This window comes from Youxingia wuxianensis (assembly GCF_014385085.1).
Classification (GTDB): Bacteria; Bacillota; Clostridia; order Oscillospirales; family Ruminococcaceae; genus Youxingia; species Youxingia wuxianensis.
Genome location: NZ_JACRTD010000003.1, coordinates 300090 through 325674, shown reverse-complemented (window position 1 = coordinate 325674; position 25585 = coordinate 300090). Strand labels below are relative to the sequence as shown.

Below are 25585 nucleotides of genomic sequence, written 5' to 3'. Positions count from 1 at the left end.
ATAGAATAAAAAGAGGCCCCATAAAACGGAACCTCGTTTTTATTATTTCTTCTTTTTTCCAAGGTAAGCGGCCTTAACCCGCTCATCATTTAACAGTTCGCTGCCCGTACCTTCCATGGTAATATTTCCAGTTTCCAATACATAGCCATAATCTGCCGCACGAAGAGCAAGATTGGCGTTCTGTTCAATAAGAAGGATAGTAACTCCCTGCTTGTGGATCTCCTTAATAATATCAAAAATACCCTGAACAATCAGTGGGGCCAGGCCCAAAGAGGGCTCATCCATCATCATCAGTTTCGGCCTGCTCATAAGCGCACGGCCAACCGCAAGCATCTGCTGCTCCCCGCCTGACAGCGTCCCTGCCATCTGCCAGGAACGTTCCTTCAAACGCGGGAATAAATCATAAACCCAATCCACATCCTTGGCGATTTCTGCATCCTTGCGTAAATACGCGCCAATTTTTAGGTTTTCATATACCGTCAAATCAGGAAACACCCTTCTGCCTTCAGGAACCAGAGTGATGCCTTTGGATACAATCACATCTGTAGGCTGTCCGGCAATATTTTCGCCAAAATAACTAATCTCCCCTGATTGCGGTTTTTCCAACCCGCAGATAGAACGAAGCGTCGTACTTTTTCCTGCGCCGTTTGCCCCAATCAGCGTGACAATACTTCCTTCGGGAACAGTTAAGCTAATTCCCTTTACAGCCTCAATACCGCCGTAAGAAACTCGTAAATCTTTAATTTTAAGCATCCTGCTGCACCCCCAAGTACGCCTCAATTACACGAGGGTTATTTTGAATTTCATCCGGTACACCGCTGGCGATTGTCTGACCAAAATCCAACACATAGATTCTGTCCGAAATTTCCATGACTAGATCCATGTGATGTTCGATCATAAATACCGTCAGATTATATTCATCTTTTATTCTGCGGATAAAAGCAGTCAACTCTTGGGTTTCTTGAGGATTCATTCCCGCCGCCGGCTCATCCAATAACAGCAGACTAGGCTGGGTTGCCAAAGCGCGGGCAATCTCCAGATGACGCTGCTGGCCATAAGGCAGACTTCCGGCTTTGTCATTCTTTACTTGTTCAAGGCCAAGGATTTTTATAAATTCCTGCGTCTCTTCCCTCATCTGTTTTTCTTCTTTATAATTCAAACGGAAAGTCGCGGAAAATACATTGGCGCTCTGACGCATATGTTTGGCAATCAGAACGTTTTCAAATACCGAGAGCTCACGGAACAACCGGATATTCTGAAAAGTTCTTGCCACCCCTAAATGTGTAATTTGGTCTGGGGTTTTTATCATTACATGTGGAAATTTTCCTAAGTTTTCCCCTTTATATAGCTTCTTCATATTTCCCTGGGGATGATTAGAAATAATTTGCTCATTATTAAAATACACCGCTCCATTGGTGGGGGCATAAACACCTGTAATAACATTAAACGCTGTTGTTTTGCCTGCACCGTTAGGGCCGATCAGAGCTACAATTTCCCCTTTGTTTACCTCAAGGGACAGATCATTTACCGCAACCACGCCGCCGAACTGCATGGTGACATTTTCTAATCGAAGAACATTTTCACTCATTGTGCAGCCCCGCCTTTCGCAGTTTTCTTTTTGGTAAATGGCTTTTTAATAAAGTTCCAAATACCATCCCAGCTAAATTCATTGGTGCCCATCAGCCCTCTGCGATAAAACAAAACAACCACCATCAAAAGGATAGAAAAGATCACCATACGAAACCCTGTTCGAAATAGCGGAACTTCCCAGCCAAAAATTGTCTGAGGCTGATCAAAGAATCGAAGCCACCATTCTTTGCTGGCAGTAACCAGAAACGCACCCAGCACACTGCCGGTAACACTTCCGATTCCACCGATAACAATAATCAGCAGAATATCATACGTCAGCGCGATACTGAAAGTTTTTGCCTCAATGGAGCGCATAAACATAGCTAACATCCCACCAGCAACGCCTGTAAAAAAGGAACTGATAACAAAAGACATCTCTTTATGCTTAAACAGGTTAATCCCCATGGCTTCCGCTGCGATTTCGTCCTCACGGATAGCTTTAAACGCCCGGCCATAGGTGCTGTGGATCAACAAAATCATCAAAAGAATACATACGCCTGCAATAATAAAAGGAATTAATAAGTTGGAAAAACCCGGGATTTTATTCAGACCGTATGAACCATTGGTAATAGTATCAAACTGCGGGCTGGAAAGAAGCGCCCGGATAATTTCAGAAAAACCTAGTGTGGCAATAGCCAGATAGTCGCTTTTCAAACGAAGAACTGGAATTCCAATCAAAGCCGCAAACAACGCTGCAAATACCCCGCCAACAATTAAAGCGAGATAAGGATAACAAGCCTGCAGCCAGGACGGCGCCGTTTCGATCACTTCTTTAAACGCCTTGATTCCTGGATTGATCCCATTCATATAATATACGCCGTCTACCGCCGCTACTGGGATTAAAAAAATTGCCGTAGTATACGCGCCGATTGCCATAAAACCGGCTTGGCCCAAAGAAAATAACCCAGTAAAGCCGTTAAGCAGGTTCATGGCGACCGCAACAATAGCTAAAATAGCGCCCTTTTGCAACACAGAAATAAGCATCCCTTGATCGCTTTTATTATTCTCTAAAAAGATCAACAACAATACGACAAGGGCGATCATTACTACATTTAAAATCCATTTTACTGATTTTTTCATATTTATCACACCTTGTCGATAATTTTCTCGCCAAACAGTCCTGTCGGTTTAAACAAAAGCATTATGATCAAAAGAACAAACGTAAAAGCATCCGAAAAAGTAGAATACCCCAAAGCAACCAAAGCAGTTTCACAAATACCAATAATGAAACCGCCTACTACCGCTCCAGGAATGCTGCCAATTCCGCCCAATACCGCTGCAACAAAGCATTTTAGTCCCGGCAGAGTACCGGAAAACGGAGTGACCGACATACGATCGGTAAAATATAAAATGGAGCCGACCGCCGCCAACGCGGAACCGATGATAAATGTCATACTGATAACCGTATTAATTTTTATCCCCATCAACTGAGAAGTTTCAAAATCTTTGGAAACCGCGCGCATCGCCATGCCAATTTTTGTATGGTTAATCATCATTACAAGTCCAATAACCAACGCAATTGTTAAAACCGGGGTAATAAAAGTAACCAGAGAAGCGGAAATATCACCGATCTGGAAAATTTTCTTGAGTAATGGAATGGTAGGATACGCTTTTGGGAGCGCAGTAAACAGATAAGTAGCCAAGTTTTGTAAAAGATAAGATACACCAATGGCAGAGATCATAATAGACATACGCGGGGCGGTTCGCAGCGGTTTATAAGCCACCCGTTCAATCGCTACGCCTAATATGACAGTTGCAATAATTACAACCGGAATAGCGACGGCCCAAGGCAAGCTCACCATCGCAAAAATCATAAAATAGCCTGCCATCATAAAAATATCCCCATGAGCAAAGTTAATAAGGCGCAAAATACCATATACCATGGTATAGCCAACCGCAATTAAGGCATATGCGCCGCCCAGAGATATTCCCGTCAGACAGTGCTGTATAAAAGTAGTAAAGCTCATAAGTACCCCCCGGTAAAAAAGGTTTGTAAAAATAATAAGAAAGCGGGGAGCGAGCTGCCCCCCGCCCTTTTTAATGCTGGGTTAAATCAAATTATTCGCTAATGGTAACTGTTTTTAAGAATTTAAATTCGCCGCCTTCTACAGTTTTAATGAAGGCCATATCTTTGTTGGCATCGCCATTTTCATCAAAGGTAATCGAACCAGTTACGCCATTGAGCTCAACCGTTTTCAGCGCATCACGAATCGCTACAGGGTCAGTAGAATCAGCAGCTTTGATCGCTTCGATCGCAGCCATGTAAGCGTCATAACCCAAAGCAGATACCGCAGCAACGCCGTCGCCGCCGTTTTTGCTCAGATAATCCGGGGTAGCGTTAAGAAATTCCTTGAAGCCTTTAACAAAATCAGCCGCAGTGGTATTTGCGGAGTCATTTTCATCAAAGAAAGTAGAGATTACAATACCTTCCGCATCCTCGCCCGCATTTTCAATAATGGTAGCATTCTCCCAAGTATCGCCAGCCATGATCTTCGCGGTGATTCCAAGTTCACGGGCCTGTTTGATCAGCAAAGGAGCAGTAGCAATAGAAGAAGGCGCAAAGATTACGTCAGGTTCCGCAGCTTTAATATTGGTCAAAATCGCTTTAAAGTCGGTCTGGTTGGTCTGGAACTGTTCTTCCGCAACAATTTCACCGCCCAGTTCTTTAAAGGCTTTCAGGAAGAAGTTGCCCAAGCCAGAGGAGTAGTCGTCTCCCAGCTGAGTAATAACAGCCGCTTTTGTAGCGCCTTCCTGAGAAGCATAGTTCGCCATTACTGTTCCCTGGAAAGGATCCAGGAAGCAAACGCGGAAATAGAAATCATTCCCCAAAGTTACCTGCGGGTTGGTGCAGGAACAGCCAATCGCCGGTATCTGGTTTTCTGCAAAAATTTCGCCGGCAGCGATGGATACGCCGGAGCCATAGGAACCAAGAACTACGGCAACGCCGCTGCTCATCAAGCTCTGCGCAGCTGTAACGGCTTCTGTTTTATCCGATTTGTTGTCTACTTCCACCAGTTCAATGGAGTAGGTCTCCCCGCCGATATCCACGGTAGGAACGACCTGGTTAGCATAGCGCACACCCAGTACTTCCTGGAAACCGCCGCCGCCGTTTTCACCAGTGATCGGCTCAAATACGCCGATTTTAATTACTTTGTCACTGGAAGCAGCACCATCATCTGCCGGAGCGTCGCTGGCAGAGGCGCCGTTGTCAGCAGCCGGAGCGCTGGCGTCATTGCCGTTCGAGGAATCGCCGCAGCCTGCCATCAGACCAAGAGCGAGTACCATTGCCAGAACAATTGCCAAGATTCTTTTCATAAATGTTTTCCTCCCATAGTGTCTTTTGCTCTTTTCAGCAATATTTCAGCAATAGAAATACACTTGTTTTTCCATTGCATACACTACATTATATCAAAATTGATAAAAAATGCAATATGCACTTTAAACTGTAAAACTTAAAACCTTACATTTTTTATTGGATATTATTTATTTCCTCCAGAAGAATATTTCTATTATTCCAAAGTTCACTGGAAAGATCCACATAATATCTATGGGGGTGCTCAAACCGTTTTACCTCGTCCCATAAGGTATCCACCTGATGAGCACAGTAAGCTTTGATCTCTTCCAGCTCCGGCAGTTTATAAACACACCGTCCTTTTTCAAAGACCTGGGTAAGCAGACATTCGGCTGTCACATTGGTAAGAGTTTGTTTTTTCCAGGTGGCTACCGGATCAAAAATAGTAATCGGTTTGGAGGTGTCCACCGTTTCATCCCGCATAGTCACATAATCCGCGATTGCCTGGCCTGTTTCTTTATTGTAAAAACGATAAAGGTTTTTAAAGCATGGGGTTGTAATTTTTTCAATGCTTTCACTAATTTTTATCCTAGGCACAAATTTCCCATCTTTTTCTACCGCCGCCAGTTTGTATACGCCGCCGAATACAGGGTCGGATTTGCTGGTGATCAGATTCTCCCCTACTCCAAACATATCTACTTTCGCTCCCTGCACAATCAAATCCCGGATAATATATTCATCCAGCGAATTGGTCGCCATAATCTTTACATCTTCGTATCCTGCCGCATCCAGCATCTTCCTGGCTTTTTTGGAAAGGTAGGCAATATCTCCGCTATCGATTCGAATCGCCTTTGGGCGAATCCCCTGAGGGGCTAAAATTTTATCAAATACTTTAATTGCATTAGGAATCCCAGATTTGATCACATTATAGGTATCCACCAGAAATACGCAGTTATCCGGATAGAGACGAGCATATTTTTCAAACGCCTCATATTCACTGTCAAAAAGCTGAACCCAACTGTGTGCCATGGTACCCACCGCCGGAATACGGTAATCACGGTCGGCGATAACACAGGCAGTAGAGGCACAGCCGCCGATATACGCGGCCCTCGCCCCTAAAATAGCAGCGTCATAACTTTGCGCTCTTCGGGAACCAAACTCGGAAATGGGGCGTCCCTGCGCCGCTCTGCACATACGATTAGCTTTAGTAGCTACCAGGGATTGATAATTAATTGTGAGCAGCACCATAGTTTCAATCAACTGTGCCTGGATGACCGGTCCTTTTACTATCACTACCGGCTCGTAAGGAAATACCGGCGTCCCTTCCTTTACCGACCAAATATCACACTCAAATTTAAAATTTGCAAGGTACTCTAAAAATGCTTCGCTGAACTGGCCTTTTTCACGGAAATAAGCCAGATCGTCCGGGGTAAACTCCAAGTTGCGCAAATATTCCACCAGCTGCTCCAATCCGGCAAAAATTGCAAACCCCGCCTCATCGGGAATTTTACGAAAAAACATATCGAATACCGCCTGTCTTTCTGTAAATCCATATTCAAAATAACCATTGGACATGGTCATTTCATAAAAATCGGTAAGCATACTTAGATTTCTTTTCAGATTAAACTCTATCTCCATTTCTTCCCCGCTCCGTTTCAATAAACTTTAGCTAATATTTTACACCCTTTGAAGAGATTTGGCAAATATTGTCGTATATTTATTTAGGCCGCAACAGAATATTTCAGCGTCCTTTTCTCTAAACGATCAACTAGCAGACCTTTACTTTTTTCTTTCATTTATTATGTTTGATTTATTTCCTTATTATGCTATACTAAAGCTGTATGTGCTGTTGAAAAATAAAATGAGATCGAACTCTACAAATAACTGGAAGAAAAAGAATTTAACTTCGGATAGGAGCGTGCCATAATGCGAGTTGCATTATTTACAGAGACATATCTTCCTCACATCAACGGCGTAGTTACTCATGTAAAATCCTTAAAGGACGGCTTGGAAAAACTAGGCCATGAAGTTCTGGTGGTCACCGCCGACGCCACTTCCCGTAAACATTATATCGCCAAAGGAATTTTACACTGTCCGGCGCATACTTCCAAACGGTTTTATGGCTATGGCGTAGCCATGCCTTTGAGCACCACCCGGCTCAAGCTGATCAGCCAGTTTAATCCGGATATTATTCATATTCATAATGAGTTTGGTATCGGTCTTTCTGGTATTATGATTGCAAAAATTTTACACACTCCCCTGGTTTATACTCTGCATACCATGTATGATGAATATATCTATTATGTAGCTCCTGCTGCACTGGCCGGCGCTTCTACTAAAATTTCTCATAAGTATATCCATATGCTGGCAAACTCTGCCAACGCCTTAACCGGCCCCTCAAAAAAATGCGAAGAATATTTCCGCAAGGTAGGCGTATACAATAAACCGGTGAATGTCATTCCCAACCCGGTGGATTTAGATACCTTTAATGCAGCAAATATTCAAGAAGACAGGAAAAAAGCTTTCCGAGAAAAATTCAACTATACGGATAATATGACTATTGCGGTGTTTGTAGGCAGGTTAGGCCGGGAAAAAAGCGTGGATATCTTGCTCGATTACTGGGCGCAGACCATCGGTCCGCAGGAGGATATTAAACTTTTGATCATTGGCGACGGTCCCTGTAAAGAAGAATTGGAAGAGCAGTCTCGTCAGTTGGGTATTGATCCTATGGTCACCTTCGCAGGAAAAGTAATGCACGACGAAATCCCGCCTTATTTTGCCTGCTGTGATTTTTATATCACTGCCTCTACCTCGGATACCAATTCTATTTCCATGCTGGAAGGTATGGCTATGGGGCTGCCGGTGCTTCAGATTACCGACCCATTAAATGAGGGGCAGGTAAAGGATAATATCAACGGTTATATTTTTAAAGACGCTCAAGACATGTACGATAAAATCCTAAAAATTAAAAATATGTCTCCACAGGAATTGGACAAGTTGAAAAAATCCACCCGGGAGTCGGTAGAAAACAGCGGCGCTGTCAATCTGGCTCAGTATGTGCTCCAAGTGTACGACGGCGCAATTCAGGAACAGACCCATCGCAAGCATAGGCTGAAAATATGGCGGCCAAAAAAAATCGCTGCGAAACGGATCGGCCTAAAAAAATGGAGGAAAAACAAATATGAAACCAAATTATGATGTGGTTATTATTGGAGGCGGTATCGGTGGTCTGATGGCGGCTTACCGTCTGAGTGAAAATCACCCGGAGCTTGCTATCTGCCTGCTGGAAAAAGGAAATCCTTTAAATAAACGAAACTGTCCGATTGTTTCTAAAAAAACCAATACCTGTATCAAATGTAAATCCTGCGCTATCATGGAGGGCTTGGGCGGCGCCGGGGCCTTTTCTGACGGGAAGTATGTAATCTCTACAGAATATGGCGGCTGGCTGACAGAATTTCTGCCGGAGTCTACTGTAATGGACTATATTGAACAAGCGGATAAAATTTTAGTTCAGTTTGGCGCTACGACGGAAAGGTACATGCCTAATAATGAATTGAAAAAATTATGCTTAAAATATGATCTGCATATGAACCAGGCGCAGCTTAAACATTTGGGTACGGACAGTAATTTTGACACTATGATGCGCTTGGTAGAAACCTTAAGCCAGCGGTGCGAGATCCATACCAACACCACCGTTACAGATGTCGACCGGCACAGTCATTTGATCACTGCCAGAAATTCCGAAGGGGAACATAAATTTACTGCGGATAAGATCATTTTTGCTGTTGGCCGTGTGGGGAGCTTGTTTTTCTCCGAGTGGTGTGAACAAAATAATATTCCTCTTCATAACAATCAAGTGGATATCGGAGTTCGTGTGGAGCTTCCTTCCATCGTATGGGAGGATTTTTCCAAGAAAATTTATGAGCCCAAAATTTGGTATTCGTCTAAGCAATACGGCGATACTACCCGTATGTTTTGTTTTAACGAGCGAGGCAGCGTAGTTACGGAAAATACCGATGGAATATTGACAGTGAACGGTCATAGTTATCGTGACCCTGCCAAAAAAACCGAAAACTCCAACTTTGCCCTGCTTTCTACCATCCGCTTTACCCAGCCGTTTAACTCTCCTATTGAGTATGCCCGTCATGTTGCCAGCCTCGCCAATCTGATCAGCGGCGGCAGCGTGCTGGTACAGCGGCTCGGCGATCTGCGGGACGGCCGGCGCACTGACGAAAGCAGGCTTCATAAAAGTACCGTAAAACCTACGCTAAATGCGGTACCCGGCGATTTAAGCCTTTGTCTTCCCAAACGCCAGCTAGATAATATTATTGAAACCCTGGAAGCGTTAAATCAGGTATCCCCTGGTACTTCCAATTATGATACCTTGCTTTACGGCATTGAATGTAAGTACTATTCCGCCCGTCCAAAATGCGAAAATTTTGAAGTGGACGGTTGTAAAGGTATTTATGCCCTTGGAGATGGAGCTGGATTTACCCGTTCCCTTTCCCAGGCGGCGGCTAACGGCCTTTATGTGGCGGACAGTATTTTCCAAAAATAAAAAACTAGCTGCAGTCTGTTTTTTGGCCCCGGCCAGTCCTTTGTCCGGGGCCATTGAAATGAATTTTTTATTGTTCCTCAATAAAAAGCAGCCGGAAAACACAGTTTTGCTCCTGTACCCTGCCCTGGCGAAGGTTCGCGAAAAAGCGAAGTAACTTATCTCCGCGTCCAAAAACGCAAAATGTTTTCCTGCTTGCTGCAGGCGACATATGTCATATATTGATAACATCGCTATAAAAAAGTTCCCCCTGGCTTGCCAGGGGGAACTTTTTAAGCTTTTATGATATTATAAATATTCAGAAACCCCATTACTGTAACAACGGCAATCAGCAGCGGAGTGATAAAACGAATACAAATCACCCATGCTTTTTTCAGTCTAAAGGTCACTGATCCCTGTTCAATCTCCTGGATTAGTTTTTGCGGTCCCCAAATCCAACCTACATAAATACACATAAATATTCCGCCGATAGGCATTAAAATATTATCTGTCAGCATCCCCATAAGGTCAAAGAAGTTATAATTGAGGATTAAAAAATCGCTTGTCGCTCCAAAGGCCAAGGAGCTGGGAACCCCCAGCAGAAAGGACAGTACCGCCAATACAATTACCGATTTGCTGCGGCCCCAATGCAGGTCATCCATAGCAAATGAAACAATACACTCCAATAGAGCAATCGACGAAGTCAGAGCCGCGAAAAATAAAAGAATAAAAAATAAAATGGCAAATATGACGCCGCCGCCCAACGCGTCGAACACCTTTGGCAGAGTTCCAAAAACCAGGCTGGCTCCCTGTGTCGGCTCTAATCCAAAAGAAAACACTGCCGGAAAGATTGCCAGTCCCGCACACAGCGCCATCATAGTATCCAGCCCTGCCACCAAAAGGCAATTTTTAGGAATATCCTCCTGCTTTTTGAGATAACTTCCAAAGGTAATCGTGATCCCCATACATAGGCTCAAAGAATAAAACACTTGTCCCAATGCGGCTACGATAAAATTCAAATCAAAGCGTCCTTCTTCGGATTTGGGGAAAAACATAAATTCTAACCCGGCTTTCGCCCCTGGTAGCGTAAGGGAACGTACAATAATTATTACAATTAAAATAAAAAGCCCCGGCATCATAATCCGGGACGCCTTTTCAATTCCCGCTGTTCCCTTATAACAAACAAAAGCAGCGCATGCCATAAATACGAAATGCCAAAAAATAGGCTCCCCTGCAGTAGCGGCATACGCGTTAAAATCTACAGGAGCAGAAAATGTGGTGATATACGAAGCAATATATTTCAGCAGCCAACCGCCGATTACGCTGTAATAAGACAGGATAATAAATGCGCTCAATACCCCCATCCCACCGATAATTGTAGTTTTTTTATTTAAGGAGCGAAATGCGTTTACCGGGCTTTGCTGCGTATACCGCCCGATGGACATTTCCATAATCATTACTGGAATCCCTAAAATTACTACAAAAATTAGATAAGCCGTTAAAAAACGGAATCCTCCGTTTTTTCCCATAAGATAAGGAAATTTCCATAAATTTCCCAGGCCAATCGCAGCCCCGGCCGTAGCCAGAACAAATCCCAATCGGGAGGCCCATTGATTTCTCTTCTCCATTACCTCTTCCCTTTCAATTGCAAGATAAGAATCTTTTGTAATTATTATTTTTTCATGGTTTGATCTTTATACAATTTATATTCCATAGAGTCAATCAGCGCACGGGAGCTGGCGTTAATAATATCCGTAGAAACGCCTACCGTAGTCCAAACATTTTCCCCGTCCGTGGATTCGATAAGTACTCGCACCAAAGCTGCCGTAGCTTTCCCTGTATCCATTACACGCACTTTATAGTCAATCAGTTTAACATTGGAAAGACTAGGATAAAAAATTTCCAACCCCTTACGCAAGGCCTTATCCAAGGCATGGACCGGGCCGTCTCCTTCATCGGCGGTCATTTCCCACCGCTGTCCTACCCGCAGTTTTACCATAGCGGAAGCCATATTATGTTTACCCGCCGTGTCCTGTTCCCCAATAATCCGAAACAGCTCCACATCGAAAAACGGGCTGAATTTCCCCAATTCTTTTAACACCACAAGCTCAAAACTAGCGGTAGCCGCCTCAAACTGATAGCCTTCATATTCCAGCTCCTTCAGGCGCTGGATCAGCTGGTTTGCCTCTGGGGAGTCCTTTGTAATGGTACTGTCTACCTCGCTGATTTTAGTAAGCATTGCCGCTCTGCCAGAAACCTCTGAAAGGAGAATATGCCGTTGGTTCCCTACAATTTCTGGGGCAACATGCTCAAAGGCGGCGTTATTTTTCTGCACGCCATCCACATGCATCCCTCCCTTGTGGGCAAAAGCGCTTTTCCCCACATAAGGCATGGCATGGGCCAGACGCACATTGGAAACTTCGGACACAAAACGGGCTGTTTTGGTGAGCCGGACAATTTTCTCCTGAGGAATACAAGTATATCCGAGTTTCAGCTGCAAATCCCCAATAATGGTGGATAAATTGGTGTTTCCGCATCTTTCACCGGTTCCTATATAAGTTCCCTGTACATGATCCGCGCCTGCTTTTACCGCCATAACCGATCCAGCGACAGCACAGCCCATATCATTGTGGCAATGAATACCCACTTTTCCTGGGAAAATCTGTACTATCTCTTTGGTAATCTCCCCGATATCGTCCGGAAAAGCGCCGCCGTTCGTATCGCATAATATTAATTTATAAGCGCCGGCCTCCTGCGCCGCACGCAAAGCGGACAGCGCGTACTCTTTATTGTCTTTATATCCGTCAAAAAAATGCTCCGCGTCAAAAAAGACTCGTTTTCCTGCCTTTGTAAAAAAGGAAACCGTATCAAAAATCATACGCAGGTTTTCTTGCGGCGTTGTCCCCAGCACCTCTTTCACCTGCCAGCAGGATGCTTTTCCAAATATTGATATACAATCGATATCCGCTTCCATTAAGGCAAGGCAGTTCTTATCATCCTGAACGCGGCTGTCTCTGCGGCGGGTGGAACCAAAGGCCACCAGCTTCGCATATTTTAAATCCAGCTCTTTTACCCGGGAAAAAAAAGCGTGATCTTTTGGATTGCTGAAGGGATTGCCAGCTTCAATATAATCAATCCCCAGCTTGTCCAAATAACGTACTATATTCAATTTGTCTTCCACCGAATAAGACACGCTTTCATTTTGGGCGCCGTCTCTTAAGGTAGAGTCAAAAATTTCAATCTTTTTCATTATGGCTAACCTCGATTATACATAAATAAGTACTTTTAATCATAGTGAAAAAATCTTTCCGCGTCAAGGCGTTTTCCCATTATATGAAATTGCTTTTGGAATTTCTTTCATTTCTTGTATGGTTTGGCGGTTTACAATAATGAAGTTTTGAGGTAAACTGTAAAAGAAACTATTATTAAAATGAGGTGTCTGACAATGATCCTCCCGTTTTCAAAAATGCATGGCCTGGGGAACGATTATGTTTATGTTAATTGTCTGGAACAGAAAATTGAACATCCTAACGAACTTTCCAAATTCATAAGCCATCGCCATTTTGGTATTGGATCCGACGGTTTGGTCTTGATCTGCCCCTCTGACCGGGCGGATTTCCAAATGAGAATGTTTAACGCCGACGGCTCAGAAGGCAATATGTGCGGAAATGCTATCCGCTGTGTGGGCAAATACGTTTACGATCATCAGCTTACACAAAAGACTCAGTTAGATATTGATACTAAAAGCGGTATTAAACATCTGGATTTGACCATTGAAAACAAAAAAGCGGTGTTCGCCTCGGTGGATATGGGAAAGGCGGATTTTAATTCCAAACATATCCCAGTAAAAACGCCGTATCCTGAATTTATCAGCCAGCCTATGCTGGTCCATGGCGAGGTATATCTGATTACCTGTGTTTCTATGGGAAATCCCCATGGAGTGATTTTCTGCAATGATGTGGATCACATTGCTTTAGAAGAAATCGGCCCTTTATTTGAAAATCATGAAAAATTCCCTGACCGCATTAATACGGAATTTGTCCAGGTAATTGACAAAAAAACTCTGAAAATGCGCGTATGGGAACGGGGATCGGGAGAAACTTTTGCCTGCGGAACCGGAGCCTGCGCCAGCGTGGCCGCCGCCGTGATCAACGGTTACTGTAATGCAGATGAGGAAGTTACGGTTCATTTAAAAGGCGGCGATTTAAAAATCACCTATCAGAAGGATCAAACGGTGATTATGAAAGGGCCTGCCACCCATGTGTTCGACGGCGTTATTGAGGTAGATGTATAAGTATTTTATAAATATATATTGGAGTTGATGTATTTTGGCATACCTGAATGAGAACTATTTAAACGTCAAGGAAAGTTATCTTTTTTCTGAAATCGCAAAACGCGTCTCCTCATTCACCGAAGCAAATCCGGATAAAAAGGTAATTCGCATGGGGATCGGGGATGTTACCCTTCCTTTAGAACCTTTGGTAATCGAAGCGCTTCACCGTGCGGTGGATGAAATGGGAAATGCCGCTACTTTCCGTGGATATGGGCCGGAACAGGGGTATGCTTTCCTTCGGGAGGCGATTCAGCAGTATTACTCCCGCGGCGGTGTAAGCTTAGATATGGATGAGATTTTTGTAAGCGACGGCGCCAAAAGCGACCTTGGCAATATTACTGACCTGTTCTCCATCGAAAATGTGGCACTAATTCCAGATCCGGTATATCCAGTGTATGTAGATACCAATATTATGTCCGGCAGAAAAATCGTCTATATGAATGCCAATGCTGAAAACGGCTTTCTTCCTATGCCGGACGACCGTGTACATGGAGATATGATCTACCTTTGTTCCCCTAATAATCCTACAGGCGCGGTATATAACAAGCAGCAATTGAAAGCTTGGGTAGATTATGCAAATGCCCACGAAGCGATTATCCTGTTTGATGCGGCATATGAATCGTTTATCGGTGATGATAGCCTTCCCAGAAGCATTTTCCAAATTGAAGGCGCGAAAACCTGTGCGATTGAGTTCTGTTCCCTGTCTAAGACCGCTGGTTTTACCGGCACCCGCTGCGGTTATACTGTCGTACCCAAGCAGCTGAAGAAAAAAACCTGTGATGGTAAAGAGCTTTACATGAATAAAATGTGGAATCGCCGCCAGACAACAAAATTTAACGGTGTGCCTTATATTATTCAAAAAGGCGCGGCGGCGGTCTTTTCTGTAGAAGGGATGAAACAGGCCCATGAAATGATCGCTTATTATAAGCAAAACGCTAAAATTATTGCCGACGCTTTAAGCGAAAAAGGAATTAAATTTTTCGGAGGGGTCCATTCCCCTTATATTTGGATGGAGTGTCCAAAAGGAATGTTATCCTGGGATTTCTTTGATTATCTGTTGAGCAAAGCTGCTGTAGTTGGTACCCCAGGCGCTGGTTTTGGTGTCAATGGAGAAGGATTTTTCCGGCTCACCTCTTTTGGTAACCGGGAGAACACGATGGAAGCAATGGAGCGCATTAAAAAACTATTATAACTTTATAAGTAAGTATATAAACAAAAAGGAGGACCCTCTCGCCAAAGCGAGGAGGGCCCTCCTTTTTCTATAGCAATATCTTATTCCGGCGCTTTTCCCGGGGCATATCCATAATACTTCTTAAATACCTGATAAAAATAACTATAATCTTTATATCCCACCATGTTCCCCACCTCATACACCTTATATCTGGGATTGGCAAGCAGAAGCTTCGCTTGATTAAGCTTGCTCATGGTAACATAGCTGATAAAACTTTGTCCTGTGTCCTTTTTAAACAGAGAGGATAAGTAACTGGGAGAAATAAAAAATTCATCCGCGGTCTTTTTTAAGGAAAGATCGCTGTATAAATTTTTTTCAATATAATCCAACACCTGCTGGACAAGAGCCGAATAGTTTTTGCGGTTATTTTTTACACCCTCAATAAAAGCAAGCACTTGATCCTGCGGCTGTGCGGCGTCAGGCAGGACTCCTTGTTTTTCTTTGTGCTCCTCCTCAATTTTTTGGATGGCTTCTCGGATCACCTTCATTAGTTCTTCGTTGTCAATCGGCTTTGGGATATAATCGAATACCCCCAGCCGAATCGATTGCCGAGCAAAATCCATACTGCTGTAACCAGTGATCAGAATAAATTTTATTCCTGGCATTTCCTGCTTGATTAACCTGGTTAATTCCAATCCATCAAAACCGGGCATCATAATATCAGTAATTACAATATCCGGACAATGAGACAAAATTTTCGCCCGACCATCGATTCCGTTGTCCGCTGTACAGCATACCGTACAGTCAAGACCTTCCCAATCAATCGTTTTCAGTATGGAATCCAACACAATTTGGTTATCATCCATAATCGCAACTTTATACATGCTTTTTCTCCTTAAATAGGCAGGCAAATACTTACCGTCGTTCCTTTTCCCGGTTCGGAAGTAACTTCCATTCCATAAATATCCTCGTTATATAATAAATGTATCCTCTCGTTTACATTGTTAAGACCAATATGCTTGCGGTTCTCTTTGGGATTAAGCGCCTGACGGACAGTTTGCGGCGACATACCCACTCCATCGTCCGTCACACTGATCTGCAGTACATCATTATATATCCTGGTGGAAATGGTGATAACCCCTTTTCCTACTTTTTGTCCAATCCCATGGACTACCGCATTTTCAACAATCGGCTGAAGGATAAAGGTAGGAACCGCTACCGTATCCAAATCCGGGTCGTGTTTATTGACAATAACCAGTTTAGATGGATAAATTTGGCGGAACAAATCCAGATAGTTCATAATATATTCAATCTCTTCTGCTAACGGACAGAAAGTTCCGCTGCGGTCCAAATTATCCCGGAGAAGAAGAGCCAATTTTTGAATTAGGCTGCTGATTTCATTATCTTGATTGATTTTTGCGATCCCATTAATGGATTCCAGAGCATTGAACATAAAATGCGGATTAATTTGAGACTGAAGCGCCTGATATTTGGCTTCCAACAGCTGATAATCTTTTTGCTGGCGAAGACGAGCTTCTTTTTTCACTTCTCCAACAAGTCGGTTCATCTGTTCTGTCATCTGATTGAAGCTTACTGCAATTTCACCGATTTCATCATTTGAGACCGGCTGGATCTGTACCGAAAGATCCCCAGAAGACACCTGTTCAATTCCGCCCATTAAAATCCGAATATTTTTACTAATGGAGGAAAGTACCAGCGTGGTAAGCAGAGAGATGAGCAGCAGACAGCAGATGCAGGTAAGTACAAACACCTTTGTCAGATCTTCAATTTTGGCCGCATTTGCGCTGATATTCGTAAGCTTGATCAGCTCTAAGCCGCTTTTGGTAATCATTTCTTTACTAAACACATATGTTTGCCCGTCAACGCTTATATAGTCTCTCTCCTGTGAAGGCAGCGTGATCATGGCGGATTCTAAATCCTCAGACAGATAATAAAGCATCGGCATAGAAAAAGAATCATAAATAATCAGATTAACTCCGCCTAAAATGCCAAAACTGTTTAAAGTATCATAAAATATCTGCGGATTAATATTTACAACCACATAACCAGTATACTGCATAGTGGCATTATTATAAATTAAACGGCTCAGGGAAATTGTTCCGTCCTCCAGTACTCTCCAGAGAATTTTCCCTCCCGCTTCTATACAATCCTGCCGGTCCCGCTGCATATTTTCTTCCAAATTATAGGCGATATCTTTGGTGGGGCGTACAGAAGTATAAATATAATCATTGGTATCTATCACCCCAATCCAGTTTATAAAACTGGTGGAATATAGATATTCATTTAAAGCTCTGCGGATAGAATATCCGCGTATATTATTTTTATAGGCCGCATCTTCACCATAGGCCAGAGGAACACTGAGATTGTCACCTAATAAAATCAAATTATAGGTTCCAAATAAATTATTGGTAGTAGTGGACAAATCTTGCTCCAGGTTGACGCTGATCTGCCGTGTGAGCTGTTCCGATGCAAACTTTGTTTCCTCCCGAATAATGGTAGCACTGTAGCCAAACAGGATTAAACTAAAAAGGATAATTACAACAAAAACAAAGAAATACACGGTCAGGAGCTTATAAAGCAGCTTCATGTTGGAAAATTTCTCAAATAATTTTCTCACCACTTTTCTCCTTTACCTTTAAAATTTCTACCTATTAAAGATAACTAAGTTCCCGTATTTCGTCAAGTTCTTTGTTCTTTCACAAAAATAATCCAAAATAACCCCAACTCTTTACCGCCATTTATAAATCAATTTCCTCTGGGTAGTATTCATCAATCAAAATATAATTACAATCATATTGTTTACACATTTTAAGATAATGAGCATTGTCCTCAAGTACAGAATTTATAGTACACCAGGTGTCGTCAATACGAGTCTCTATTTGGTTAGCATACTTTTTTATATCCGAAAAATGTTGCTTAATATAATTTTCACTCATCACAAGGCAGTGATAATGAATTTCGTTCAAATATACCTCGCTAAAATCCTCTTTCCAGTTAAATGGAATATAGCAACCTTCAATCACAAGATTTTGCTTATTTTCAATCGCAGTTTTAATTACTTCCCGAACAATCGGCCATAGATAGACCTCCAGTTCGCTGTCATCTTCCGCAGTTAAATTTGTATTTCCACTGCGGATTAATCCCATTTTCAAAAGATCAATAGATAGATAGGGATATTGATACTTTTTAAGAAGCTTCTGTGCCAGCAAAGTTTTTCCCGTGTGAGAGGCCCCTGTAATCAATATAATCAATATTACCCCTCCCGTACAAATTCCGATTTATTAAGATCTATAATAGATGAATTGTATCACAGGGATAGAAATTTTTCTATCGTCTTCCTGATTTTTTCACAATAACAAAACCAGTCCTCATTGTCAATTTTCAAAACGAATGGACTTCGTCTTTTTTACCCTTTTCCGCCGCTGCGCTACCTTCCCCTCTCTCTTTTTCACATGATTTACATATTTATTTTCTATCCAAAAAAAGTTATGTTCATTCTAAACAAAAAAACTAATATTTTAATAATTTTATCATATATGAAAAAATTATTAATTTTTTTATAATAAACATAAAGCGTAAAGCTTTATCCTATAGCAGATCTAAAACAATCTAAATTAGGAGGAAAGAAAATGAAAAAGTTTACAAAACGTGCTTTGGCTCTAGTATTGGCTGCAATTATGTTGCTTGCTGTTACTGCCTGCGGCTCCAACGGAGATACTACTGCTCCTTCGGATGCTGCCAATACGCCCGCTGATTCTGCCGCCGATGGTGAAACCGTCACAATCAAGATGATTCACTACATGGGCGAGCAGGCGAAGCGTGATGGCTTGGACAAAATCATCGCTGCCTTTGAAGAAGCAAATCCGGGCGTTAAAGTAGAAGCTCAGATGGTTGATTCTGGTCAATTTGTCACCATGTATAAAACCAAAATCAACGCCAATGACGCTCCTGACCTGTTCTTTGGTTCCCCGAGAGAAATGGTGGAATTCATTGAAGGCGGACACTTCATGGATATCACCGACGCTCCTTTCCTGGAAAAAGTAGTTCCGGAAGTTCTGGAAGAATGTGAAGTAAACGGTAAATATTACGGTGTGCCCATCGACGTACAGATCAAAGGCGTATTCTATAATAAGGATATGTTTGAACAATACGGCGTTGAAGTACCTACCACCAGAGATGAGTTTATCGCCCTGTGCGATAAGTTCCAGTCGGAAGGCGTAATTCCGTTTATCCATGCATACAACTTCACTTGGGCTCCTTATCAGGAAATGGAATCCTTCTTAGTACCTATGGCGAAAGTAATGAATAACTCTACTATGTGGAGAGATTCTCAGGAAGGCGTTGCCAATCTGTCCGATAACGAACTGGCAAAACAGGGCTTTGAACTGTTTGGAAAAATCAGCTCTTACCGTGACGAAGGCGATTTAGGCGTGGATCAGCCGACTGCTATTCAGGACTTTGCTGCTGGCAAACGCCCAATGTTCATTAACGGCGGATGGATCATGGGCGATGTTATCGCTTCTAATCCGGAAGGCAACTTTGGCGTATTCCCTGCCCCCTGGTCCAACAACCCGGATGAAAATATGATGTCTGTTGCTTTGGACGACGCATTTATCGTAAGCAATACTACCCAGCATAAAGATGAAGTTTTCAAATTCCTGGATTTCATGCTTTCGGAAGAAGCTGCTAATCTGTGGATGGAAAACGCAAAACTGATGAGCAGTTATGTAGATGCAAATACAGATAATGCGGATCCGTTTATTCAGACGGTAAAATCTTATATTGAATCTGGCAATATCGCTCCAAAAGCTGGTTTGCCCGACTATACCGCTGAATATTCTGACGCCTATGTATCTCTGATGGAAAGTTATGTAGTGCGCAATGATCAGGATGTCACCAAACTCTTACAAGAATTTGATGATGAAATGGCCAGAATAAGAGGATAATCTTTCACTCAAGTATGGAATGCGCCGTTAAACACATGCCTCTGTTTGCGGCGCATTCTCTATATCAAAACGCTTAAAGACAAATTTACGGCCAGAGAATTTAACTGTTAAAGGGATGAATACTATGAACCCTCGTCTAAAACGAAAACTTTCAGATTTTACTTTTATACTGCCGGTACTGGCTGTATTTACTATCTTTGTTATTATCCCGTTTATTCAGGGATTTCCCCTTTCTTTTACTGATTGGGATGGTTTAAATAATGACAGCAATTGGGTGGGTCTTGATAACTACATAAAAATGTTTTCCGATTCCCATGTAGCAAACGCTTATAAAAATACATTTGTATTTTCTATTATTACGGTTGTATTTTCTAATGTGCTTGGTTTGGCGGTGGCAATGCTCATCTCTAAAACAAACCGATTGAATAATACCATCCGTACCCTGATATTCCTTCCCTTCTGTTTAAGCATGCTTTTGCAATCGTTTATTTGGAAGTATTTATATCAGGATGTGTTTTATGGACTATTTGGAATTTCTAATCCGCTTACCAATATCAATTTAGTTATGATCGGGCTTTCCATTATTTGTATCTGGGCGGATACGGGATACTGTATGGTTATTTATATCGCCGCTCTGCAGGGTATCCCAAAAGATTATTATGAAGCGGCGGAAATTGAAGGATGCAGCAAATGGAACCAATTTTTGAATATCACGCTGCCTATGTTGGGACCGGCCATTACAGCAAATGTGACCATTTATTTGGGCTGGGGCATGAAGGTGTACGATTATCCTATGGCTGCCACTAACGGCGGTCCTGGGCGTGCCAGCGAAACGATTGCGGTTCTTATTTATAAAAACCTATTTGGCTACTTTAAAGCGGGTTATGGCCAGGCGGTTGCCATTGTGTTTACTATCGTAATCTTTATCGTCAGCGGCTTGACAGCTTATTTCCTGCGTAAACGGGAGGTGGAAGTCTAATGGCTGGAACCAGTTATATGAAAAAGGCCCTGTTAGTGGCTTTTAAATGCCTCGTGGCTCTCCTGTATATTTCCCCTTTTTATATCGTTTTGATTTACGCGGTAAAATCCAAGCCGGAACTGGCGCAGGACCGTTTGGGATTTCCTACTACTATCCACTGGGAAAACTTTGTCAACGGAGTGAAGCAATCGAATTTCTTTAACGCTTTGTGGAACAGCTTGCTCTCTACCGTTATTTCCGTGGTTGTACTTACTTTAATCTGCAGTATGGCAGCTTATATCATCGCCCGGCGCAAAAATAAACTTTACAGTATTTTATATTACCTGATGCTGGGTGCGATGCTTATTCCTTTCCAAGCAATTATGACCCCTCTATATAAGGATTTAAAAGCATGGGGATTGATTGATACTATCCTGGGCTTCTCTTTAGCCAAAATTGGTTTTGAAGTGGCCTATACTACTATCCTGATTACCGGCTTTGTTAAATCTATCCCGGTAGATTTGGAAGAAGCGGCGGTTATTGACGGCACCTCCCCTTGGGGAACCTTCTGGAAGATTGTATTCCCACTGATGAAGCCAATCGTATGCACCTCAGCGATCCTCAACACATTAAGTGTTTGGAACGATTTCCAGGTTTCGGTTGTTATTTTGCAGAAGATGGAAAAATATACCCTTTCCCTAACTCAGTATTTCTTCTTTGGGAAAAATGTTGTAGAACTGGGAATGGCATTTGCTGTCTTCCTATTATCCATGATACCAATTATCGCCCTTTACCTTGCTCTGCAGCGCTATATTATCAGCGGTATTACCTCAGGCGCTGTCAAAGGATAACTATTTCATAAAAGAGGTGTTTGTATGGCGCTGCCAGAATTATTAACCGCATTGGATGGACACCGGATAACTACTGCAAAAGAGTGGGAGGAAATCCGCCGTCCTGAGATTATGAAAATCATCTCTGAAAATCTATTTGGTTATACCCCTCAGCACAAGCCAGATCGGGTGCTCACTACTATATTAGAGGAAGATAACGCTTCCTGCGGCGGGAAAAATAATTATCGTAAAGTAAGGTCCACCTATTGGTGGGGCAAAAAAAGCTGCGATGTAGTAGCAAACATCTATGTGCCTAAAAATATTTCCCATAAGGTTCCTGCTATGATGATGGTAGATCCTTTTTTGGGAGAACTGCATAGATGCGAAGAACCGCCTTATCTGTATTCTTTTTTCCCGCCTGATTTTATCACTGATCGAGGATATGCGGCGGTACAGGTGGTTGCCTCGATCACCTCTCCGGATGATCGTGTACGTTATAAGGAAGGCGTTCTCAGCGCTATGCCGCCCGCGCAGAACAAACCGGAAGGCACTACCTGGGGATGTATTGGCGCCTGGGCTTGGGCCACAAGCCGGGTACTGGATTATTTGATGGACTGTGATGATATTGACGGTACTAAAGTTGCAGTTTCCGGCTGCTCTCGCGCTGGTAAAACCGCCCTTTGGTGCGGTGCTCAGGATGAGCGTATCGCCGTAGTCATGTCCAATGTTTCCGGTACCGGCGGCGCTGCTATTATCCGCGGTAAAGTGGGAGAACATATCAGCGATATCGTTGCCAACTATCCCTTCTGGTTCTGCCCTAACTATCAAACCTATGCGCAGCGGGTAGAGGATTTTCCTATGGATCATCATTTCCTGATGGCTATGGCCGCTCCTCGGCCAGGGTACCTTGCCAGCGCGTCGGAGGATATTTGGGCGGACATTGATGCGGAATATCTTGCTTGTACCTTGGGAAGTGAAGCGTATAAGCTGTATGACAAGCCTATCGCTCTGCCGGAAATTCGCCCGGAAAGCGACAAACAGGTGATTGACGGCTACTTTGGCTATCATTTGCGTCCCGGCGGACATGATCTGACTCCTTACGACTGGAAACGATATATGGATTTTTGTGACAAATTTTTAAAATAATCTGCTCTATGACGCCTTTAGGCGTCATGAAAAGGGACCGGCGACTGCCGGTCCCTTTTTTTATTTTATTGAATACAACACCGCATTACAGATCGCTGCCGCTACATTGCTTCCCCCTTTTCTTCCCTTTGCCACAATGTAAGGAACACCGCTTTGCATAATCAGTTCTTTGGATTGGATAACATTAACAAAGCCCACTGGTACACCAACAATCAGTTTAGGGCTTATCGCTTCTTCTTTTATGAGTTCATACAAACGTATTAAAGCGGTAGGCGCGTTTCCAATAGCAAAGATCAGCGGACACTGTAGGTTTAACGCCTTATCCATGCTGGCGCTCGCCCGGGTAGTTCCATTTTCTTTTGCTTTATGCGCCACATCTTCATCTGACATAAAACAAAACACTTCCCCGCCAAAACGGGCCAGAGATTTTTTATTAATCCCTGCTTTTGCCATCTGGGTATCCGTGACAATACAGGCTCCTTCCCGTAAGGCCTGCTCAAAAATTTTTACTGCTCCTGGGGAAAAACAGAGATTATCTGCATAGTCAAAATCCGCTGTAGTATGGATCACCCGCTTGATTACCTGTTCGTTTTCTATCTTTAATTTTTTTTCGCCCAGCATCTGCGTAATTATTTCAAAACTGCGTTTCTCAATCTCCCCAGGCAATACATTTTCTAAGGATATCTTCACTTTCATTTCACCTTTACATTTCAATTCCTTCCCGTGCCTTAACGCCCAGGTCAAAAGGATGTTTGATTTTTTTCATTTCGGTAATATAATCCGCCATATCTAAAAGCCACTGGGGAGGATTGCGTCCGGTCATAACCAGTTCTATATCCGCCGGCTTTTCTTGTATAAAATTTCGCAGCAGATCCTCGTCTATAAGCTGAGTGTTCAGCGCCCCTATCACTTCATCTAAAATCACCAGGTCGCACTCCCCCGCCCGAACTGACTCCACTACAGTAAGCAGGTTTTTCGTATGAATATCATAGGTCTGCTGAAGTTCCCGCCGATCCATTTCAAAAGTAAATTTTCCTCCCAATTTCCCGCGGATTACCCTAATATTAGAAATCTTTTTTAAGCTTTCCAGTTCCCCTGTTGGCTGACCCTTTAAAAACTGTAAAATCAGCACCCGTTTTCCTCTGCCGGCCGCACGAACCGCCAGCCCTATGGCAGCCGTCGTTTTTCCCTTACCGTCGCCGCAATAAATATGGTTCATATCCCTCGCTCCAAAATTTCATATATTTTATCCATTTCCACATTTTCCCGCACCCCTTGCGCTAAGAGGTCATATTGGTTTTCCCGGTATTCCTGCTGACTTATCGGCTTGATGTCGCCGATAGAAATTCCTTTTACTTTACAGAGCCCTTCTAATAGCTTCTGAACGGCTTGTTCGCCGTCAAAAATACCATGGAGGTAACTCCCATATACATTTCCCCGCTGGCAGCCCTCCATCTGAGAAACCTCTTGCCCGTTAGTTTCTGTAAAATGAACCAAGCCCTGCTCTGCTTGCAACATGGTCTTTCCCATATGAATTTCATAACCTTCTATAAAGACGCCCGAAAGACCGGAAAGCGCTCCGTCTACCTTGGAGAAATACCCTTTTGTCTGAGTTGTGGCTTTTTCCTGCTCAAAAACGGTAACTGCCGGAAGCAATCCGATCCCCGCCATACTTCCCCCATGTTCGGCATTTACCGGGTCCTTAATTTCCTCTCCCAGCATTTGATATCCGCCGCAGATACCAAATATAACTCCTCCACGGGAAGCAAATTTTTTTATTTGAGCTTCCAACCCGCATTCTCTTAGCCACTGCAGATCACCCATGGTGTTTTTTGTCCCCGGAAGAAAAAGAATATCAGGATTTTTCAGCTGAGAAACACAAGAAACATATCGTACAGATACCCCTTTTATGCTGGAAAGAAAATTAAAATCCGTAAAGTTAGAAATTCTGGGAAACCGAATCACCGCAATATCAATCTTCCCGCCAGCCATATTCTGATCCAGGCGCTGAGAAAGGCTGTCCTCGTCATCTATATCCAGGTGCATATACGGTACAACCCCCAGTACCGGACGCTTAGAAATTTCCTCCATCATCGTAAGCCCTGGGGCAAGAATTTCCCTTTCTCCCCGGAATTTATTGACAATAAGCCCTTTTACCAGTTCTTGTTCCTGCGGTTCCAAAAGCATCATAGTGCCGGCCAGCTGGGCAAATACCCCGCCCCGGTCAATATCCCCAGCCAAAATCACCGGCGATTTTGCCAGCTTTGCCATTCCCATATTAACAATGTCCTGGGATTTTAAATTAATCTCCGCCGGGCTGCCCGCCCCTTCCAGTACAATAATATCATATTTCTCTTCCAAGCGGCGGTAAGCGGACATAATATGGGGAATCAATTCTTTTTTATGAGTATAATACTCCCGCGCCTTCATATTTCCCAAAACTTTTCCGTTGACAATTACCTGGGAACCTACATCACTAGTAGGTTTGAGCAGAATGGGATTCATCAAAACCGACGGTTCAATTCCCGCGGCCTGCGCCTGCATCACCTGCGCCCGTCCCATCTCTAACCCCTCTTTGGTAATAAAGGAATTAAGGGCCATATTTTGGGATTTAAAAGGCGCTACTTTATAGCCGTCCTGTGCAAAAATACGGCAAAACGCCCCTGCAAGCAGGCTCTTTCCCACATTTGACATAGTGCCCTGTATCATAATCGCTTTTGCCATA

At 43.2% G+C, this 25585-nt stretch carries 22 protein-coding genes; 8 read left to right on the top strand and 14 right to left on the bottom strand.

Going from position 1 to position 25585, the window contains the following annotated elements; all coding sequences use genetic code 11:
• Nucleotides 1-42 precede the first annotated feature (42 nt).
• The 6 genes from H8705_RS05855 to H8705_RS05830 all read right to left on the bottom strand — a co-directional run bounded on the left by H8705_RS05855 (nucleotide 43) and on the right by H8705_RS05830 (nucleotide 6559).
• Nucleotides 43-753 (bottom strand): ABC transporter ATP-binding protein, encoded by a 711-nt coding sequence (locus H8705_RS05855; RefSeq protein WP_262394888.1) that lies wholly within the window; start codon nucleotides 751-753, stop codon nucleotides 43-45.
• Complete coding sequence (locus H8705_RS05850) at nucleotides 746-1588, bottom strand: ABC transporter ATP-binding protein (RefSeq protein WP_262394887.1); 843 nt, start codon at nucleotides 1586-1588, stop codon at nucleotides 746-748. The genes H8705_RS05855 and H8705_RS05850 overlap by 8 nt, the downstream gene beginning before the upstream one ends.
• On the bottom strand, nucleotides 1585-2709 hold the full coding sequence (locus H8705_RS05845) for a branched-chain amino acid ABC transporter permease (protein WP_262394886.1): 1125 nt from the start codon (nucleotides 2707-2709) through the stop codon (nucleotides 1585-1587). Before H8705_RS05845 ends, H8705_RS05850 begins: the two co-directional genes overlap by 4 nt.
• A 5-nt stretch (nucleotides 2710-2714) precedes the next feature.
• Entirely contained in the window at nucleotides 2715-3596 is an 882-nt protein-coding gene (locus H8705_RS05840) for a branched-chain amino acid ABC transporter permease (RefSeq protein WP_262394885.1), read from the bottom strand.
• A 91-nt stretch (nucleotides 3597-3687) separates the two neighbouring features.
• Nucleotides 3688-4944 (bottom strand): ABC transporter substrate-binding protein, encoded by a 1257-nt coding sequence (locus tag H8705_RS05835; RefSeq protein WP_262394884.1) that lies wholly within the window; start codon nucleotides 4942-4944, stop codon nucleotides 3688-3690.
• A gap of 154 nt (nucleotides 4945-5098) precedes the next feature.
• Nucleotides 5099-6559, bottom strand: a complete 1461-nt coding sequence (locus H8705_RS05830; RefSeq protein ID WP_262394883.1) for a nicotinate phosphoribosyltransferase — start codon at nucleotides 6557-6559, stop codon at nucleotides 5099-5101.
• Between the two features lie 288 nt (nucleotides 6560-6847).
• Here H8705_RS05830 and H8705_RS05825 point away from each other — a divergent pair, with 288 nt between their 5' ends.
• A complete protein-coding gene (locus H8705_RS05825) occupies nucleotides 6848-8119 on the top strand; it encodes a glycosyltransferase (protein WP_262394882.1) in 1272 nt (423 codons plus the stop codon).
• Nucleotides 8103-9479 carry an NAD(P)/FAD-dependent oxidoreductase gene (locus tag H8705_RS05820; protein ID WP_262394881.1) on the top strand — a complete coding sequence of 459 codons (1377 nt, stop codon included), beginning with the start codon at nucleotides 8103-8105 and terminating at the stop codon, nucleotides 9477-9479. Before H8705_RS05825 ends, H8705_RS05820 begins: the two co-directional genes overlap by 17 nt.
• A gap of 269 nt (nucleotides 9480-9748) precedes the next feature.
• On the opposite strand, the gene H8705_RS05815 is transcribed toward H8705_RS05820, so the two are convergent.
• Together H8705_RS05815 and cimA are read right to left on the bottom strand one after the other, a co-directional pair.
• Nucleotides 9749-11083 (bottom strand): sodium-dependent transporter, encoded by a 1335-nt coding sequence (locus H8705_RS05815; RefSeq protein WP_262394880.1) that lies wholly within the window; start codon nucleotides 11081-11083, stop codon nucleotides 9749-9751.
• A gap of 44 nt (nucleotides 11084-11127) precedes the next feature.
• On the bottom strand, nucleotides 11128-12705 hold the full coding sequence (gene cimA / locus H8705_RS05810; RefSeq protein ID WP_262394879.1) for a citramalate synthase: 1578 nt from the start codon (nucleotides 12703-12705) through the stop codon (nucleotides 11128-11130).
• Between the two features lie 195 nt (nucleotides 12706-12900).
• Between cimA and dapF the strand changes: the two genes are divergently transcribed.
• Both dapF and H8705_RS05800 read left to right on the top strand, forming a co-directional pair.
• The gene (dapF, locus tag H8705_RS05805; protein WP_262394878.1) at nucleotides 12901-13749 is read left to right on the top strand and encodes a diaminopimelate epimerase; all 849 of its coding nucleotides are present in this window, start codon (nucleotides 12901-12903) and stop codon (nucleotides 13747-13749) included.
• A gap of 34 nt (nucleotides 13750-13783) precedes the next feature.
• Complete coding sequence (locus H8705_RS05800) at nucleotides 13784-14980, top strand: LL-diaminopimelate aminotransferase (RefSeq protein WP_262394877.1); 1197 nt, start codon at nucleotides 13784-13786, stop codon at nucleotides 14978-14980.
• An 80-nt stretch (nucleotides 14981-15060) separates the two neighbouring features.
• On the opposite strand, the gene H8705_RS05795 is transcribed toward H8705_RS05800, so the two are convergent.
• The 3 genes from H8705_RS05795 to H8705_RS05785 form a co-directional block, all read right to left on the bottom strand.
• Nucleotides 15061-15843, bottom strand: a complete 783-nt coding sequence (locus tag H8705_RS05795; protein WP_262394876.1) for a response regulator transcription factor — start codon at nucleotides 15841-15843, stop codon at nucleotides 15061-15063.
• Between the two features lie 11 nt (nucleotides 15844-15854).
• On the bottom strand, nucleotides 15855-17597 hold the full coding sequence (locus tag H8705_RS05790) for a sensor histidine kinase (RefSeq protein ID WP_262394875.1): 1743 nt from the start codon (nucleotides 17595-17597) through the stop codon (nucleotides 15855-15857).
• A 121-nt stretch (nucleotides 17598-17718) separates the two neighbouring features.
• Nucleotides 17719-18231: an ATP-binding protein gene (locus H8705_RS05785; protein WP_262394874.1), complete on the bottom strand. Its 513-nt coding sequence runs from the start codon at nucleotides 18229-18231 to the stop codon at nucleotides 17719-17721.
• 378 nt (nucleotides 18232-18609) lie between these two features.
• On the opposite strand from H8705_RS05785, the gene H8705_RS05780 reads away from it, so the two are divergent.
• The 4 genes from H8705_RS05780 (at nucleotide 18610) to H8705_RS05765 (ending at nucleotide 22860) form a co-directional block, all read left to right on the top strand.
• Nucleotides 18610-19926 (top strand): ABC transporter substrate-binding protein, encoded by a 1317-nt coding sequence (locus H8705_RS05780; protein ID WP_262394873.1) that lies wholly within the window; start codon nucleotides 18610-18612, stop codon nucleotides 19924-19926.
• A 124-nt stretch (nucleotides 19927-20050) separates the two neighbouring features.
• The gene (locus tag H8705_RS05775) at nucleotides 20051-20905 is read left to right on the top strand and encodes a carbohydrate ABC transporter permease (protein WP_262394872.1); all 855 of its coding nucleotides are present in this window, start codon (nucleotides 20051-20053) and stop codon (nucleotides 20903-20905) included.
• On the top strand, nucleotides 20905-21735 hold the full coding sequence (locus H8705_RS05770) for a carbohydrate ABC transporter permease (RefSeq protein WP_262394871.1): 831 nt from the start codon (nucleotides 20905-20907) through the stop codon (nucleotides 21733-21735). The genes H8705_RS05775 and H8705_RS05770 overlap by 1 nt, the downstream gene beginning before the upstream one ends.
• A 24-nt stretch (nucleotides 21736-21759) precedes the next feature.
• Complete coding sequence (locus tag H8705_RS05765) at nucleotides 21760-22860, top strand: glucuronyl esterase domain-containing protein (protein WP_262394870.1); 1101 nt, start codon at nucleotides 21760-21762, stop codon at nucleotides 22858-22860.
• Nucleotides 22861-22920: 60 nt separating this feature from the next.
• Here the strand turns inward: H8705_RS05765 and H8705_RS05760 are convergent, their stop codons facing one another.
• The 3 genes from H8705_RS05760 to H8705_RS05750 are packed head-to-tail and all read right to left on the bottom strand — an operon-like array spanning nucleotide 22921 to nucleotide 25584.
• Entirely contained in the window at nucleotides 22921-23556 is a 636-nt protein-coding gene (locus tag H8705_RS05760) for a precorrin-8X methylmutase (protein WP_392392070.1), read from the bottom strand.
• Nucleotides 23557-23563: 7 nt separating this feature from the next.
• Nucleotides 23564-24079: a cob(I)yrinic acid a,c-diamide adenosyltransferase gene (locus tag H8705_RS05755; RefSeq protein ID WP_262394868.1), complete on the bottom strand. Its 516-nt coding sequence runs from the start codon at nucleotides 24077-24079 to the stop codon at nucleotides 23564-23566.
• On the bottom strand, nucleotides 24076-25584 hold the full coding sequence (locus tag H8705_RS05750) for a cobyric acid synthase (RefSeq protein ID WP_262394867.1): 1509 nt from the start codon (nucleotides 25582-25584) through the stop codon (nucleotides 24076-24078). The genes H8705_RS05755 and H8705_RS05750 overlap by 4 nt, the downstream gene beginning before the upstream one ends.
• Between the last annotated feature and the right edge of the window lies 1 nt (nucleotide 25585).

Bases quoted from the DNA above. Each gene is read 5' to 3' on its own strand.
- H8705_RS05855 (WP_262394888.1), bottom strand. From the start codon at position 753: ATGCTTAAAATTAAAGATTTACGAGTTTCTTACGGCGGTATTGAGGCT.
- H8705_RS05850 (WP_262394887.1), bottom strand. From the start codon at position 1,588: ATGAGTGAAAATGTTCTTCGATTAGAAAATGTCACCATGCAGTTCGGC.
- H8705_RS05845 (WP_262394886.1), bottom strand. From the start codon at position 2,709: ATGAAAAAATCAGTAAAATGGATTTTAAATGTAGTAATGATCGCCCTT.
- H8705_RS05840 (WP_262394885.1), bottom strand. From the start codon at position 3,596: ATGAGCTTTACTACTTTTATACAGCACTGTCTGACGGGAATATCTCTG.
- H8705_RS05835 (WP_262394884.1), bottom strand. From the start codon at position 4,944: ATGAAAAGAATCTTGGCAATTGTTCTGGCAATGGTACTCGCTCTTGGT.
- H8705_RS05830 (WP_262394883.1), bottom strand. From the start codon at position 6,559: ATGGAGATAGAGTTTAATCTGAAAAGAAATCTAAGTATGCTTACCGAT.
- H8705_RS05825 (WP_262394882.1), top strand. From the start codon at position 6,848: ATGCGAGTTGCATTATTTACAGAGACATATCTTCCTCACATCAACGGC.
- H8705_RS05820 (WP_262394881.1), top strand. From the start codon at position 8,103: ATGAAACCAAATTATGATGTGGTTATTATTGGAGGCGGTATCGGTGGT.
- H8705_RS05815 (WP_262394880.1), bottom strand. From the start codon at position 11,083: ATGGAGAAGAGAAATCAATGGGCCTCCCGATTGGGATTTGTTCTGGCT.
- cimA (WP_262394879.1), bottom strand. From the start codon at position 12,705: ATGAAAAAGATTGAAATTTTTGACTCTACCTTAAGAGACGGCGCCCAA.
- dapF (WP_262394878.1), top strand. From the start codon at position 12,901: ATGATCCTCCCGTTTTCAAAAATGCATGGCCTGGGGAACGATTATGTT.
- H8705_RS05795 (WP_262394876.1), bottom strand. From the start codon at position 15,843: ATGTATAAAGTTGCGATTATGGATGATAACCAAATTGTGTTGGATTCC.
- H8705_RS05780 (WP_262394873.1), top strand. From the start codon at position 18,610: ATGAAAAAGTTTACAAAACGTGCTTTGGCTCTAGTATTGGCTGCAATT.
- H8705_RS05775 (WP_262394872.1), top strand. From the start codon at position 20,051: ATGAACCCTCGTCTAAAACGAAAACTTTCAGATTTTACTTTTATACTG.
- H8705_RS05770 (WP_262394871.1), top strand. From the start codon at position 20,905: ATGGCTGGAACCAGTTATATGAAAAAGGCCCTGTTAGTGGCTTTTAAA.
- H8705_RS05765 (WP_262394870.1), top strand. From the start codon at position 21,760: ATGGCGCTGCCAGAATTATTAACCGCATTGGATGGACACCGGATAACT.
- H8705_RS05760 (WP_392392070.1), bottom strand. From the start codon at position 23,556: ATGAAAGTGAAGATATCCTTAGAAAATGTATTGCCTGGGGAGATTGAG.
- H8705_RS05755 (WP_262394868.1), bottom strand. From the start codon at position 24,079: ATGAACCATATTTATTGCGGCGACGGTAAGGGAAAAACGACGGCTGCC.
- H8705_RS05750 (WP_262394867.1), bottom strand. From the start codon at position 25,584: ATGGCAAAAGCGATTATGATACAGGGCACTATGTCAAATGTGGGAAAG.